The sequence below is a fragment of the Niveispirillum sp. BGYR6 genome (genome assembly GCF_027568365.1).
GTDB lineage: Bacteria > Pseudomonadota > Alphaproteobacteria > Azospirillales > Azospirillaceae > Niveispirillum.
Genome location: NZ_JANLNL010000002.1, coordinates 265,556 through 282,261 on the forward strand (window position 1 = coordinate 265,556; position 16,706 = coordinate 282,261).

Genomic DNA, 16,706 nt, shown 5'->3' on the forward strand with positions numbered 1-16,706 from the left:
GCGCGGAAGTCTCCCCCCGCGCCTTCACGATCAAGCCGCCTTAGGAGCGCGGCGTAAACCCACCGATGCCGGCAATGGCCATGCGCGGCATCGCCACCGCCGTTTCCGCGAAGCTGAGCCGCAGGAAGCGGGCCTTGCGTGGGGCATCGAACGGAATGCGCTGGGTGGCCAGGGCATAGGCGATGTTGGAGAACTCACCCTTCCCGCCCGCCTGCCAGGACTTGCCGTCCAGGCTGGTTTCGGCGACATAGCCCTTGGGCGGGGCAGCACCGGTCATCACCTGACGCGAGGGCGTCAGGCTGAAGCCGGCCAGATTGGTCTCCACCCCCAGATCGACGGTGACGCTGGCGGGCTTGCCCGGCTGCGGCGCATCCATGATCCAGATGGTCTGGGCATCATTATCCAGCAGTTTTTCCGCCTTCGGGGCCGTTGCCTCCACCACCTTCCACGTCGTCACGTCCAGCACGGTCGGGTCGGTGGAAACGATGGGCGGCACCGATACCGGGGCGACGGCGCGGAACAGGGCGAATTCGGTAATGGCCGGGCACACCGGTGCCTCAACAATGCGCAACCGCACCTTGGTCGGCGTGATCGGTGCCTTCAGGCGAACGACGCGCTGCTGGGAGATGCATTCATGCTCGGCCAGCACCTGCCATTTGCCATCAATCTCCGCATCCAGGGCAAAGCGGGTGACGCGCACGCCCAGCGGCAGATATTCGGCAATGCGGATCAGGTCGAACGTCGTGCCGGGCTTCAGTTCAAGCGTCAAAGCCGGCTTGGTCACATCGTCGGGCGTGGACCAATAGGTTTCCCGGTCGCCATCCAGCACCAGCGACGGTTCAAACCCCGGTCCCCGGCTGTGGCTGGCATAGGCCACCGCCCCTTGCGCCAGATCCTGGGCAAAGGTGGCGCGCATGGCATCGCCGAAGGATTTCAGGATCTTCACATCCTGATCGGGGATGCGGCCGCGCCGATCCGGCGGCAGGTTCAGGTTCAGGTTGGTGCCGCGGGCAATGCTCTCATCGAACAGCTTCACCAGCCGTTCCGGGCTCTTGACCTTGGAATCCTCATCCGCGTGATAGAACCAGCCGGGCCGGATGGAAACATTGGTTTCCGTCGGCCACCAGAGTTCACCACCGCGCACGCCGGAATTGCCCTCCACCTGATCATAGGGCTTGTTGGGCATGGTAGGCCAGCACGGGTCGCCGGCCACGCCATCCTCGTTCCCCACCCAGCGAATATCGGCACCCAGCGGGTCGAAGGTGCAGGCGTTGGGCTGCAGCTTGTGCACCAGGGCCACAATGTCGGGCCAGTTATAATATTTCGGCGCATCGATCTTGCGGGCTTCCCGCGCGCCGCCGTAATAGCCGTCGCCGCCATTGGCCCCGTCGAACCAGACCTCGAACAGGTCGCCATACTGGGTGCAAAGCTCGGTCAGCGTGGCGCGGAAATATTCCACATAGGCCGGGCGGCCATAGTCGGCGTGGTTGCGGTCCCAAGGGGACAGGTAGATGCCGAACAACATCCCTGCCCGCTTACAGGCATCGGCAAATTCGCGGACGATATCGCCCTGGCCGTTCTTGTAGGGGCTGTTGCGGATGCAATGTTCGGTCAGCTTGGTCGGCCAGAGGCAGAAACCATCATGATGCTTGGCCGTCAGCAGAATGCCGCGCAACCCGCCCGCCTTGGCCGCACCGACGATCTGGTCGGCGTCGAAATCGGTGGGGTTGAACAGCTTCACATCCTCATCCCCATACCCCCATTCCTTATCGGTGAAGGTATTGATGGAGAAATGGATGAAGGCATAGCTGCCGATGCCGTGCCAGCGCCATTGCCGGGCGCTGGGCGTGGCCCCATAGGGCTTGGGCGCATTGGCGCGCGTGGCGGCCAGCGCCGACATGGCCGGAAGCGTGCTGGCGGCCAGGCTGGTGGCAAGCAAAGTACGCCGGGAAAAGGCGGTCATCTCGGGGCTTCCTTCTTAACTCTGGCTGGCACTGCGCCCAAAGGAGGGCGGACGGTCGGCGATCTTGGCACCGAAGGTACGGTTGGGTTCCTTGGACATGGTGAAACGCAGCGTACCGCCCTGCACCAGATCCTGATGCGCGATCCAGCTTTTGCTCCAGGGCTGGCCGTTCCATTCCACAGCGCTGATATAGGGCGTATCGGCGCTGTTGCCGGGGGCTTCCACCACCAGCGTGCGGCCATGGCCCACCTTCACCGTGGCACGTTCGAACAGGGGCGACCCGAAGACATAGACGGCCTCCACCGGATCAACCGGATAGAAGCCAAGGGCGGAGAAGACGAACCAGGCGCTCATCTGGCCGCAATCATCATTGCCGATAATGCCCTTGGGCGCGTTGTGGTACATTTCCACGCACAGACGCCGCACCATGGCCTGGGTCTTCCAGGGGGTGCCGACATAGGCATAGAGATAGGGCGCGTGCTGGTCCGGCTCGTTGCCATGGGCATATTGGCCAACCAGCCCGGCAATATCCGGCGGCGCATTATGCGGCAGGGTGGACGGCGCATTGAACAGCGCGTCCAGCTTGGCCTCATAGGCCTGATCGCCGCCCATATGCTTGATCATGCCGTAAATGTCATGCTGGTTCAGGAAGGTGGCCTGCCAGCCATTGGCCTCCGTATAATCCCGCCACCAGGGCTTGGGCATATGGCCCAACTGGATGGGATCATAGGGTTCCCACCAGGAACCATCGGCAAAGCGCGGACGGGCGAAGCCGACGCGCTGATCAATCACATTGACCCAATTGCCCGACCGCCGCAGCAACCGCTGGGCATCCACCGTCTCCCCGATGGAACGGGCAAGCCTGGAACTGGCCCAATCATCATAGGCATATTCCTGGGTGCGGCTGACGCTTTCAAACACCTTGTCGGCCGGCACATAGCCCAGCTTGTCATAAAGGTCGCGGCCCCGGCTGTTATCCTTGTCCGGCGCCTTGAAATCAAAGCTGCGGCGGCGGATGGCTGGCCAGGCGGCGGCATAGTCGGCCTCGATCCCCTTGGCTTGCGCCTCGGCCAGCGGCACCACGCCGTGCCAGCCGATCATGGTGCCGGTTTCCTTGCCCTGTAGCGGCCAGACCAGCGGGCCGAACGGCGATTGCGCCGTCTGGCGGATCAGATCATCGACCAGTTGTTTGGTCTTGTCCGGGGCCACCAAGGTGAACAGCGGATGCACGGCGCGATAGGTATCCCACAGCGACCATGTGCTGTGCGCCGCCCCACCGGCCGGCACATGATGCACCTGGCCATCCATGCCCAGATAGCGCCCATCGGCGTCAGAGAACAAGGTGGGCGCCAGTTGCGCATGGTAGAGCGCGGTGGTCATGATGGTGCGTTGGTCTTCGCTGCCGCCTTCCACCTGGATGGTGCCCAGCGTATCAGCCCAGACGCTGGCCGCCGCCCGGCGCACGGCATCGAAATCCCAATGCGTGGCCTCCGCCTTCAGGTTGCCCAGCGCGCCTTCCCGGTCCACCCCGGAAATACCGCAGCGGACCAGGATCGGCTCCCCACCCGCCTCTTTGAACTGCACCAGCGCCTTCAGCCGGCGGCCTTCCACCTTGGTAGCACCGGCGGGCTGGGCCGCATCATCATCGGCATAGAAGCTGACCCGATCGGGCGACCGGGAAAACTGCATGGCGAAATAGATGCGCCGCCCCTTGGCCCAGCGGTTCACCGTGCGGTGCCCCGTCAGCGTGCCATCGGCGGCCAGTTCCATGCCCGCATCCTGGATCAGCGGCGGATGGTCGGACTTGTCCAGCACCAGATGCGACAGGTCGATCAGCAGATGACCGGGCCCTTGCGGGAACTGGTAGCGGTGATAGCCGGTGCGCGCCGTCACCGTCAGTTCGGCGCGCACGCCGCTTTCCAGCGTCACGGCATAGTAACCCGGTTCCGCCACCTCATCCTTGAAGCGCTGGCGATATCCTGCATCCGGGTCGGCCATGGTGCCGGGGGTGAGTTGCACCTTGTCGCCGGCCGTCGGAACCACCAGCACATCCAGCATGTCACCAATGCCGGTGCCCGACAGATGGGTGTGGGAGAAGCCCAGGATGGACGTATCGGTTCGGTGATAGCCGGAACAGGTATCCCAGCGCTCCACATCCGTATCCGGCCCCAGTTGCACCATGCCGAAGGGCAGGCTGGGGCCGGGATAGGTGTGCCCATCCCCACCGGTGCCGATGAACAGGTTGGGGGCGGTGGCCGGCGTGGCGGCCCAGACGCGCCCGCGCGGCAGACCCAGGCCCAGCATGGCCCCACCGAGCGCGCTGGAAATCAGAAGCTGGCGACGGCTGATCCCCATCACAGCACCTCTTTCAGGATTTGCGGGCGTGTGTCGGCCAGATGCACAATCATCTCCCCGAACAGCCCATTGGCCCAAGCGAACCAGTCGCGGGTGAATTTCGACGGATCATCATGATCCACCGCTTCATGGATGAAGCCGGTATCGGCATCACTGTCGCGCAGCATCTTCAGGCAGGTGCGGATGGTGGCGTCATCGTTGGACGACAGCGCCCGCATGGTCAGCGACATGGGCCAGACCTGGCCCAAGCCGACATGCGGGCCACCGATGCCTTCCACCGCCTTACCCTTGGAGAAATAGGGGTTGTTCTCGCTCCAGCAGGCATCACGGGTGCGCCGCCACAGCGGGTCGGCGAAATCAACACAGCCGAGATAGGCCAGCGACGACAGCGACGGCGTGTTGGCATCATCCATGAACAGGGCATTGCCGAACCCGTCCACCTCATAGGCCCAGACCTCGCTGCCATCCAGCAGGCGGGTCTTGCCATATTGGTGGATCGCCTTCTCCACCTCATCCGCCAATGCCTTGGCATCATTGGCCAAGTTGGCATCGCCCAAAGCCTCGCTGGCGACCACCGCCAGTTCGCGCAGCGTGGTGACGGCGAAGAAATTGGCCGGGATGAAGAAAGGATAAACGCAAGAATCGTCCGACGGACGGAAGCCGCAATGGATCATCCCCACCGGCCGCGACGGCGCACCATAACCATCCAGCATCAGGGTTTCGGTGGGGCGGTTGCTGGCGCGCAAGAAGCGGTAAGGCCCCTTCCCGTCCTTGCGCTGCTGTTCGCGGAAGGTGCGGATAACGGCCTTGGCGGCTTCCACCCAGGTGGCGTCATAGGGGCTCTTGTCCCCCATTTCCTTCCAATATTCGTAAGAGAGGCGCAGGAAATAGCAGAGGCTGTCGATCTCCCACTTCCGTTCCGCCACGCCGGGCTTCATTTCCGTCTGGTCCTGCAACGACCATTTCAGGTTGGTCGGGGCGGACGGGTCTTCCATGAAGGCATTGGCATAAGGATCGATCAGCACGGATCGGGCCTGCCGGCCGATCAGCCCCTGGAACAGGCGCTGCAACTCCTTATCCTGCCGCACTAGATGCAGATACGGCTTCACCTGGGCGGCTGAATCCCGCAGCCAGAGGCAAGGGATGTCGCCGGTGATGACAAAGCTGTCCAGCTTGCCATCCACCATGCCCATTTTCACCGTGGTATCCAGGGTGTTGGGATAGCAGTTGGCGAACATCCAGCGCAGCTTGGGATCCGCGATCTTGGCAGAGACGCGCTTGATCTCCGCCTCCACCGCCTCGCTGGTGAAATGGCGGTCAGCCTTGGCGGGGCGGTGACTGGTGAAACCGCTTTCGGTGCGGGCAAAGGCGGGCGCAGCCGTCAGCGCGGCGCCAGCGGCAATGCCCGTGGTGATGAACGTGCGACGGTCGATCATTTCGGCAGCTCCCAGGCCTCGCCCTGCAGGGTGAATTCGGTCCAGACGCCAGGCGCGGTGCCCGGCTGGCCACCACCGATCCACAGCTTATAGGTGCCCGGCTGCACCGTGCGGGTGCCATCACGGGCCACAATGGACAGGCTGCGCGGATCAATGGTGAAGCGCACGTCGGTGGCCTTGCCCGGCTTCAGCGGCGCACGGGTGAAGGCCACCAGTTGGCGCTGCAGCACCGGGGTGGTCATGGTGCGCGGCCCCTTGGAAGCGGGCGGCACCAGATAGGCCTGCACCACCTCTTCCCCCGCCAGCTTGCCCTTGTTGCTGACGCGGACGCTGACTTCCACCGGGGCCGTGATGCTGCCCGGCTTGGCCTTGATCTGGTCATAGGCATAGCTGGTGTAGGATAGGCCATGGCCGAAGCCATAAAGCGGCGTGCCGGTGAAGAAGCGATAGGTGCGCTCCTTCATGCCGTAATCCACAAAGGCCGGCAGGTCGCTGGTCTTCTGATAGATCGTCACCGGCAGACGGCCGGACGGGTTGTTCAGGCCCGCCAGCGTTTCGGCCACCGCGGTACCACCTTCCACACCCGGATACCATGCCGTCAGCATGGCATCGGCCATGGCGGGATCGATGGTCACGGCGCTGCCGCTGGTCAGCACCACCACAACCGGCTTGCCCGTATCACGCAGGGCCTGCAACAGCCGGCGCTGGATCAGTGGCAGCTCGATTTCCGTGCGGTCGCCGCCCACAAAGCCCGGCACCGTCACCTGCAGGGCCTCGCCCTCCAGATCGGCAGTCAGACCGACAACGGCAACGATGACATCGGCATTCGCGGTCGCCGCCAGCGCCTGCTGCAACAGGGGCTGATCGGGGGCCTGCCACATCATGCGCAGCCCCTCATCCTCCCCGTAATGATCCAGCTCCAGCCGGAAATCGACCGGCTTGCCGTCGCTGGTATAGGGGATTTCCACCCGCTGCTTGCCCAGCAAACCCTGGTGAACGGGCTTGCCATCGATCCACAACCGCACCTCGTCATGGCGGGTGCAGTCCTTCCAGCAGGCAGGGATATCAATGCCCAGCACATAGCGACCGGGGCCGGGCGGTACGAACTGGCCACTCCAGCGGGCTGCAAACGACTTGGGGTCCAGTTGCGGCAGGGGGGAGGTGCGGGCGAAGTTGAAATCAACCCGCCGGTCCTGCCGCGTCGCCACCGGGGTGCCGGTGACAGTCGAGGTGGCGAAATATTCCGCCTTCAGGCCCGGCTTGCCATCCGCCATGAAGGCGGTTTCCGGCATGATGACGGCGGCGCCATCCACCAGCACCGAACCCTGGGCATAGGCCACATTCTGCGGGCCGAACTGGCGGCGCAAGCCATCCAGCGGCGTCACCGGGTTCAGGGCCGCCCCCTTATAATTGCCTTCCAGCACGCCCAGATCATCGGCATTGGGGCCGATCACGGCAAGGCGGGTGCCCTGCTTCAGCGGCAGGATGGCATTATCGTTCTTCAACAGCACGATGGCCTTGCGCGCCGCTTCCAGCGCCAGGGCGCGGTGTTCAGGCGTGTTCACCTGATCGGGCTTGATGCTGGCCCATTTGCTGCTGGCACCAAAGGCCGTGCCCAGCACGCGGCGGCCTTCCAGCGCACGGGCGAGCGACGTGTCGATCTCCGCTTCCGTGACCAGACCGCGCTTCACCGCTTCCGGCAGGGCCGCATAGGTGTTGCCGCAATTCAGGTCCGTGCCGCCCTTCAGGCTGGCGGCGGCGGCACCGGCCGCATCCAGCCGGTAATGGTGGAACATATGCACATTGGCCACCGCGTCACAGTCGGACACGGTGAAACCCTTGAAGCCCCAATCCTTGCGCACCCGATCAACCATCAGCGACGGCAGGGCACAGACTGGCACGCCATGGATGGCGTTATAGGCGCACATCACCGACTGGGCTTGGCCCTCCGTGATGGTCTTGCGGAAGGCTGGCAGATATGTGGACTCCAGATCCTGCGGGCTGACATCCACGCTGAAGCTGTCGCGCCCTGCCTCCGGCCCGCTATGCACGGCCAGATGCTTGGGCGTGGCGATCACCTTGGGCTGGCTCGGGTCCGGACCCTGCAGCCCCTTCACAAATGCCACCCCCAGCGTGCCCGTCAGATGCGGGTCTTCGCCATAGGTTTCCTGCCCCCGACCCCAGCGCGGGTCACGGAAAATATTGATATTGGGCGACCAGATGGTCAGCCCTTCGAAGATACGACGATCGGCATCGGCGGGCTTGGTATTGAACTTGGCCCGCGCTTCGGTGGCGACGACATCGCCCACCTTGCCCAACAGTTCCGCATCCCAGGTGGCGGCCAGACCGACCGCCTGCGGGAACACGGTGGCATAGCCGTTGCGGGCCAGACCATGCAGCCCCTCATTCCACCAGTCGAAGGCGGGAATACCCACCTTCGGATTGGCAGGGGCCGTGCTCTGCAGCTGGGCGGCCTTTTCTTCCAGCGTCATCGTGGCGATGGCCTTGGCGACCGTATCATCCACGGGGGCGGCAACCGCGCTGGTGGACAGCGCGGTGGCGGCGAGCAGCAATAAACGACGGAACATGTTATTGCGGTCCCAGGGTACGAAGGGTCAAGGCGCGCTTCAGCGCGGCGGCGGTGGCATCGGAACGGACATCCACGGTGATGCTTTCACCCGGCAACAGGTCAAACCCATCATCGGACGGCTGGGCGGCGGTGGTGCCGAAATCCAGCATCACTGCGCGGGCCAGGGCCGTGGCGGTGATCGTCACCTTTTTACCGTCCCATTCGGCCTTCAGGCCGGGGGCGGGATAGGCCATGTCCTTGGGCAACGTGCGTTCCACAATGGTGCGGGACACAGACTTGCCGTCGATGATCAGCTCCGCCACGGCATAGCTGGCCTTGGCATCGGCACCGTGGAACAGATCGGCATCCGGAATGCTGGCCACCTGGGTGGCGCTGAGCGGCAATACCGACACCGCTTCTTCCCGATTGCCGATGACTTTCCCTGCCATATCGAATGACCGGATACGCCATTGGCCGGTGATCGGCTGGGTGGCATCCGACACCACGGAAACCACCGTCGCACCCTCCCGATGCTGGGCCACAATGGCCTGCGGCGCGAAGAAGCGGCGGGCGGCGTAATGCAGCAGTTTCCAGCGACCGTGATAATCCATGCTGGCCCAGGAAATGGAAGGCCAGGTGTCGTTGATCTGCCAATAGAGCGAACCCAGCGTCACCGGGCGGCAGGCGCGGTGATGGCGGGCAGCCATATCAATGGCCTGGGCCTGGTTCACCTGGGTCAGATAGACCAGATCGGCGAAATCCTTCGCCGGGCGCAGCCGCTGATCCATATAAAGCTTCAGGCGGTCATTGCCCTCCCCGGCCAGGAACTTCTGGTGCGCCTTCAGCACCGGGCTGTCGATGGCCAGATCACCCTTGCCGGCGAATTCCCGGATGGTCGCCATGTCGGGCATCGACTGGAACCCATATTCCGACATGAAGCGCGGGCAGGATTCCAGATACTTCTCCACCGGCTTGGACCCGGACCAGACATCCCAGAAATGGCGGTCGCCATCCTTGTCCGTATCGGTCGGCCCTTCATAATCGGTGGAGGGGGAACCCGGCCAATAGGGGATGCCCGGCGAGCGGCTCAACACCGCATCGCGCAGCACGCGGTCGAACAGCACGGCCATGCCGACGCCGATCCGTTCCTGTTCATCCGGCCCCACCTTCTTCTTGAAGGCCTTGCGATCGGACCAGTTTTCCCAGCCCGACAGAACCTCATTATTGCCGGCCCAGACGACGATGGAGGGATGCGATTGCAGGCGTTCCACCTGGTCTTCCGCCTCCGCCTTCACGCTGTGGCGGAATTCCGCATCCGGCGGGGTGACGGCCCCGCCGAACATGAAGTCCTGCCAGACCATGATACCCATCTCATCCGCCATGGCATAGAAGGCATCATGCAGGTAATAGCCGCCGCCCCAGACGCGGATCATGTTCATGTTGGCATCACGCGCGCTGGTCAGCACGTCGCGCATCTGGGCTTCTGAAACACGGGAAGGGAAATTATCGAACGGGATCAGGTTGGACCCCTTGGCGAAGATCACCATGCCGTTGATCTTGAAGCCAAAGCTGCCCTTCTCGCGCACCAGTTCGCTGGTGCGCAGGCCGATGCGGCGTTCCACCGTGTCGGCGGCCCCCTGCCCGTCACCCAACTGGCCGGAAACCTTGTAAAGCGGCTGCGCGCCATAGCCCACCGGCCACCAGCGCTGCGGCTTCTCAATGGTCAGCGGAACCGTGACCTCGTTCACGCCAGCGGCCACCGTGGCCGTCCGTTCCACCTTCTGCACCGTGCCATCGGGCGCGGTGATGCTGGTGGTCAGCGTCACCGTGGTTTCCTTGTCGGCAACAACGCGGTAGCGGGCCAGCAGCCGCGCCTCCGCATCGTTCAGCGCTTCCTGATGCACCAGCAGCGTGTCAACGCGGGCATCATCCCAGACTTCCAGATTGACCGGCTGCCAGACGCCGATATTGACCAGACGCGGGCCCCAGTCCCAGCCATATTGATATTTCGGCTTGCGGATATAGGGGCTGGTCTGCTTGCCCTTCGGCTCATCACCATAGGGGCTGTCATATTCGCCGGGCAGCGGGTTGGCTTCGGCCAACACCTTGGGCTGCAGCGTGCGGATGGGCGAGGCGATGGAGACGATGATCTCATTCTCCCCCGCCTTCAGCGCCTGTTTCGCATCCACCCGCCAGCGGCGATGGGCGTTGTCGGTGGAGAGCAGCGCCTTGCCATTGACGCTGACGCTGGCGAACGTATCCAGCCCGTCAAACACCAGTTCCAGATTGTCGCGCGCCAACATGGCGGGCAACACATTGATGGTGCGGCGGAACTGCCAGTTGGTCATGCCGGCCCACTGAATCGGCGCCTCGTTAATCCCCTTGAACGGGTCGGGCACGCGGCCGGCACTGATCAGATCCTGCTGCACCGAACCCGGCACCAGGGACTTGAACCATTTGGATTCCTTGGGATGGGCCTTGGCCGCATCCGCATCGGCCGGATCGATACGAACCTGCCATTCACCATTCAGGGAGACGACATCCTTGGGCGCTGCCAGCGCGGAAGTGGAGAGCAGCAGGACGGAGAGGAGAGCGGCACGGATTTTCATTGGGCCTTCTCCTTCAGCGTCACGCTATGCACCGTGTAGAACGGGTCGAGAATTGAAGAGGTGAACTGGAAACACATGTCGGCATCCCCTTCCAGCTTCGGCAGGTTGCCGCTGAAGCTGAAGCGGGTGGGGGCGGTGTTGGGATCGGGCAGCGGGAAAGTGGCCACCACCGTCGGCTTCAGCTTGCCCTCGCTCTTGGCGGCGGCAATGCAGTTGGCGCTGATCACCAGTTCGCCATGGGTGGTCACGGCATAATGATGCCGCAGGGCCTTTTCCTCATGCGCCAAGCCATAGTGACGGGCCAGCCGCGCCACCTCCACAGTGAAGCTCTTGGCGACATCCAGCGGGGCGGCCGGATAGGCAGTGCAGGTATCGAAGATATTGACGTTATAGGCCGGCGCATTCTCCTTGGCGCCAGAGGTCGCCGGGACGCGCAGGCCCAGCGCACCGCGCGGGCACGCCACCATTTCAGACGCGCTGCGGGTCAGCAGCGCCTCCCGGGTGGTCTCAAAGCTGCGCGGGGCGGCCGTCGGCTGACCCTGCTTGTCAAAGGCGACGGCACGGATGGTGGTGCCGGGCTTGACCGTCAGCGGCTCCTTGAACGTCTTGGACTTGGCCGTCGGTTCCTTGCCATCCAGCGTATAGCGGATGGTGCCATAACCGGCCTGGGTGGTCAGGTTGACCTTCACCTTATTGTCACGCAGGGCCTGGCCGCGCGTGCCATCCAGCTTGAAATCCACGGCAAAGGCGCTGTCGGCCACATGGATGCCGGAACGCTCCCAACGCTGCATCTGCGGGCGCACGCGGTCCAGGAAGCTGGTGAAATCGCGCTTGTCCTTGTCAGACCAGACGATTTCCGCCACCGCCGCCGCACGCGGGAAAATCACATGCTGCACCTGATATTCGGTGGCCAGATACTCGCTCCAGGCATTGGCCTGGGCACCCAGCACATGCTTGGCCTTTTCCGCATCGATGCCGGCCGGCATCGGGTCGTACTTGTAGACATCCGCCAGGGTCTGGATCGACAGGCGGCCCGGCGGCTCATCCGCACGGTCGCTCTGCAAACTGTCGAGATACAGCGTCGGCGCGGGGCTCAACACCACATCATGGCCGGCATTGGCGGCGGCAACCGCCCCCTTCTCACCCCGCCAGGACATGACGGAGGCAGATGGCGGCAAGCCACCTTCCAGAATCTCATCCCAGCCGATCAGGCGGCGGCCCTTCTGCGCCAGATAGGCGCCCAGTTCGTCAATCACCCAGGTCTGCAAGTGGTTTTCATCCCGCAGGCCCAAGGCCTTGATCTGTGCCTGGATTTCCGGGGAGCGTTCCCACTGGTCCTTCACCGCCTCGTCACCGCCCAGATGGACGAAAGTGCCGGGGAAGACGGCAATCAGTTCATCCAGCACATTCTTGATGAACTGCATCCCCTTTTCATTGGGGTTCAGCAGATAGGGGTTGATACCCCAATCGTGGGAAACAACCGGTCGGTCGCCGAACACGCCAATTTCCGGATAGGCTGCGACCAGCGCCTGGGCGTGACCCGGCAGGTCAATCTCCGGCACGATGGTAATGCCGCGCTCGGCGGCATAGGCGACCAGCGCCTTCAGCTGTTCCTGGGTGTAATAACCGCCGACCTTCTCCGTCGGGGCCGGGCCGCCCGTGCTGGGGCCCTGGCGCCAGGCGCCAAGCTCGGTCAGCTTGGGATATTGCTTCACCTCAAAGCGCCAGCCCTGATCATCGGTCAGGTGGATATGCAGGGTGTTCAGCTTCACCGACACCATCTGATCGACGATGCCGTAAAGGAATTCGATCGGCTGGAAGTGGCGGGCCACATCAACCATCAGACCGCGCCAGCCAAAACGCGGCGCATCCTCAATGGACAGGGCCGGCACCGTCACCGGCTTGCCGAAATTATGATCCGGGCTCAGCAACTGCGCCACCGTCATGGCGCCATAGATCAGGCCGCGGTCGCCAGAGGCGGTGACCCGGATACCCGTGGCATCCACCGACAGCTTATAGGCCTCATCCCCGGCGACAGCGGAATCGCGCACCAGAGTGATGGTACCGGCCGTGCCAGCCGCCACCAAGGACAGGCCGCGTTCGACCTTTACATGCGCCGCCAGCAGCCGGGCCGCCGCCGTCGCACCGGCATCCCCCGCCGGCACACCAATGGTTGCCCCATCCGAAACCGTGAAGCTGCCGGTGGCAGCTGCGACCTTCTGCGGCATGGGCACGAGCGGCGGTAATGTTTGCGCTATCGCGGTGGAGGCGAACAGCGTCGCCAGCCCGATTGATATGCTCAATGCAGCTCGTTTCATACATGCCTCACTGGTTCTGTATTGGTATTATAGAGGGCTCTGCTTCGGAAACTGCCAAATCCGCGCAAACCTTGAGCCTCTTAGCGGAAACGCGACATCAAACGGTCTTAAATGACCGCATTGTTATCATAAAGGTATGGTGCCAAAGGCTGCGCGCCACGTCTATGCCTGATATGCGCGAATGACCAAAAAATTCCGCAACATCCCTGCTGCCAAGATGCAGACATGCGAATGCACAGGCGCGATATCGGTAACCGCGCCTGTGCATTCAAGACCATGCGATGTGCAGATAAAAAAATTCCCATGGGGCCCGGTCCTGACAGCCGGGCCCCATGGGAAAGGCCTCCTTTCCCCAAAAGGGAAAGGAGGCGCTGGGAGGAATTACATACGGTAGGAGATGGACGCCGCGTAGGTCCGGCCATTCTTGTAGAAGGCGGTCGGACGGTCACGGGTGCCGTTATACTGGATGTAGGTTTCGTCCAGCAGGTTCTGAGCATTCACGGTCAGCGAGATCGCATCGGTGATCTGGTAACCGGCCGAGAAGTCCAACTGGGTATACGGCGCCACCATGTCGCGCGAGTTCAGGCGACCGATGGTACGGAAGTAGGACGAACGGTAATTGTAGCTGAGGCGGGCCTGGAACGGACCATCCTCATAGTACGGGATCACCGACACGGTATGCTTGGACAGGTACGGCAGGTTCAGCTCGCCCAGGGCATCGCTGGAGTCCGTGGAGCTGTCAGCATAGGTGTAGTTGGCCTGGATACCAAAGCCATTCCAGATTTCACTCTGGCCGGCGATCAGGACACCGTTCACCTTTGCAGAACCGGCATTGATCGGGCGGTTGACCGTGTAACCATCCTCAAAACGCTGATTCAGACCATTGAACAGACGGACATTCGTCTGCTTGCTGTTCAGGATGTAGTTGTCGATTTCACGACGGAACAGTTCCAGCGAAATCAGCGTGCCGCGCTTCGGATACCACTCGGCCGAGATTTCGTAGTTCACCGACTCATAGGGCTTCAGGTTGGGGTTGCCACCGCCGGCATCCTTGGTGACATCGTTCTGGGAGAACGAGCCGGCCAATTCGCCGTAACGCGGACGGGAAATCACCTTGGCCACAGCACCGCGCAGAATGACGTTCTCTTCGAACTCATAGGCGATGTTGAAGTTCGGCAGGAACTTCAGATAGTCGGTTTCGACCGACTGGACCTGCGGGACCGGGTTGTCGTTGCTGGTCAGCGCGAAATCAGAGACGTCGCGGGTATAGACCAGACGGCCACCGATGTTACCGCGGATGTTACCCTTCTCGAAATTCAGCTGGGTGTAGCCAGCCGCCACATTTTCCTGCACGCGGTTGGAAGCGCCAATCTTGCGACCCAGGTCGAAATTGATGCTGTCGGCCAGGATCTTGATAACGGCTTCACGCGGCAGGTTCAGGTACTTGGTGGCATTGCCGTTGCCGCCGCTGCCATCAAACACGCCATCCGGGGTGACCAGGGTTTCAACACCCAGCTGGGAGGCCAGCTTGGACGTGGACAGATAGGTGTTCAGGCCAGACGCATCGACGCGATTGACATGTTCGGTGATACGACCACCGAACAGCAGCTTGGTGAAGGGACCGAATTCCAGCGGGATTTCAGTATCAACACCACCATAGATGTCACGATCGGTGGTCTTGCTGTAATCCAACCCGCCAATCTGCGCGGCGTTCAGCTGAACGCCGTTGACGATCATCGGCTTGCCTTCGAACGTCTGCTTGTTGTTGTTCGGGTTGGTGAAGTAATTGGCCGGATTGGTCGGGTCACCCTTGAAGTTGACCGTCGCGCTGTCATCCGTGAACGCATAATCAAAGCCCAGCTTGGTCTGGACATTGAACAGGTATTCCGGATCGCGGCCACCGGTGGCCTTGCTCCAGCCGCCGCTCAGCTTCACCTTGGCGCCGTTGCTGCCTTCCCACTCGCCTTCCAGGTTCAGACTGTCAGTCTTCAGCTTGGTACGACGAACCAGGGTATCCAGCTGGGCGCTCTGGCTGCTGGCCGGGTCGAAGGAAGCAGCCGTCACCACACCATTGTTGATGGTGGCGGACAGCAGCTTGTCACCGGTCCAGGCACCCGGAATGGTGTACATGGACTGGCTGTAATTGTTGTAGTTACCGTCAATATGCAGACCGCTGGCGGTCAGCGTGATCTCTTCCGACGGACGCCACTGGGCGGTGCTGGAAACGCTGGTACGCTCACGCACCTGCTGGAAATAGGCATAGTTGATGCCGAACGGCGAAACGGCCTTGTCCAGGTCGGCAACGCTGCCACCGGTGATCTTGGCGTTCGGGTTCTTCAGCACGCGACTATCTTTGCCGCTGGCATCCTTGACAGTCTTCAGGAACGGGCTGCTGCCGCCATTGACATTGTCGTAACCGAAGAACTCGACACCACCGCGGGTCAGGTTCTGGCGGTCATAGGTGACAGCACCCAGGATACCGAAGGTCTCGTCTTCGTTCTTCCAGCTGAGCAGACCGGAGGCGCGGCCATTGCCCTTCTCCGAACGGTCATTATAGGAGTAACCAGCCGAGGCGAAGGCGGAACCCGATTCCATGTCCAGCGGCTTGCGCGTGCGGACGATAACGGTACCACCAATCGAACCTTCTTCGATCTGCGCTTCCGGCGACTTGTAGACCTCAAGACGGTCCACCAGTTCCGGCGCCAGCAGAGAATAGTTGAAAGTACGGCTGGACGGGTCGTTGTCGTTACCACCCCAGTCGGCCGAGGCCAGGGCGTGACCATCCAGCAGCATCCGGTTCAGGGCCGGGTCGGTACCATGGATGGCGACCTTTTCACCCTCACCGAAACGGCGGTCGATGGAGACGCCGGGGATGTGGGACAGCGATTCCGCAACGTTGCGATCCGGGAACTTACCCACATCTTCGGCGGAAATCACGTCAACCACGGAATTGGCCTGACGCTTGACCTCAATGGCCTGACGCAGGCTACCGCGAATACCGGTAACAATAATTTCTTCGAGCTGTTCGCCACCAGCGGTTCCCTGTGCCTGGGCCTGAACGCCGCAAGCAAAACCCGCCAACGCGGTGGAAACCAGGATCAAATGCCGCAATTTCATTGCCTTCCCCCTGTTGAAAGATGCCCCCGGCCAAGAGCGCCACCGAGAGGCACGCCCACCATCTGGCGGGCGCCAATCCACACATTTTTTATCGGCTTGGCCGATCACTGTTAGCGCTAAAATCAACATAACCAATTCATACCAAACATGCTACCTCTTTTAAAATTTCGTGACGGTCGCATGAACTATGGGCAAGCATTTGATTAGCTTAAGAAATTCTTCAATTGATACCAAGGGTCCGATGGGGTCGAGCGCACAGTCTTTTACGACCGTGTAAATCTTGCCACAGTGTCCTTCCTCTCCTTAATACCAACTCGTGACAAACACTTCCCAGCCGCA

Annotated in this window: 7 protein-coding genes; all 7 read right to left on the reverse strand. The window is 62.3% G+C overall.

All coding sequences use genetic code 11. From position 1 onward, the window contains the following. Nucleotides 1-40: 40 nt before the first annotated feature. The 7 genes from PCJ49_RS05150 to PCJ49_RS05180 all read right to left on the reverse strand — a co-directional run bounded on the left by PCJ49_RS05150 (nt 41) and on the right by PCJ49_RS05180 (nt 16,367). Complete coding sequence (locus PCJ49_RS05150) at nt 41-1,963, reverse strand: alpha-L-fucosidase (protein ID WP_269910022.1); 1,923 nt, start codon at nt 1,961-1,963, stop codon at nt 41-43. A gap of 15 nt (nt 1,964-1,978) precedes the next feature. Next, nucleotides 1,979-4,318, reverse strand: a complete 2,340-nt coding sequence (locus PCJ49_RS05155) for a GH92 family glycosyl hydrolase (protein WP_269910023.1) — start codon at nt 4,316-4,318, stop codon at nt 1,979-1,981. Beyond that, the gene (locus PCJ49_RS05160; protein WP_269910024.1) at nt 4,318-5,754 is read right to left on the reverse strand and encodes a glycoside hydrolase family 125 protein; all 1,437 of its coding nucleotides are present in this window, start codon (nt 5,752-5,754) and stop codon (nt 4,318-4,320) included. The genes PCJ49_RS05155 and PCJ49_RS05160 overlap by 1 nt, the downstream gene beginning before the upstream one ends. After that, on the reverse strand, nt 5,751-8,342 hold the full coding sequence (locus PCJ49_RS05165; RefSeq protein WP_269910025.1) for a glycoside hydrolase family 3 C-terminal domain-containing protein: 2,592 nt from the start codon (nt 8,340-8,342) through the stop codon (nt 5,751-5,753). The genes PCJ49_RS05160 and PCJ49_RS05165 overlap by 4 nt, the downstream gene beginning before the upstream one ends. A 1-nt stretch (nt 8,343) precedes the next feature. Next, nucleotides 8,344-10,932, reverse strand: coding sequence for a glycoside hydrolase family 2 protein (locus tag PCJ49_RS05170; protein WP_269910026.1), 2,589 nt, complete (start codon nt 10,930-10,932; stop codon nt 8,344-8,346). Continuing rightward, a complete protein-coding gene (locus tag PCJ49_RS05175; RefSeq protein WP_269910027.1) occupies nt 10,929-13,235 on the reverse strand; it encodes a family 20 glycosylhydrolase in 2,307 nt (768 codons plus the stop codon). Before PCJ49_RS05175 ends, PCJ49_RS05170 begins: the two co-directional genes overlap by 4 nt. Nucleotides 13,236-13,631: 396 nt before the next feature. After that, nucleotides 13,632-16,367 (reverse strand): TonB-dependent receptor, encoded by a 2,736-nt coding sequence (locus tag PCJ49_RS05180; protein ID WP_269910028.1) that lies wholly within the window; start codon nt 16,365-16,367, stop codon nt 13,632-13,634. Nucleotides 16,368-16,706: the final 339 nt, after the last annotated feature.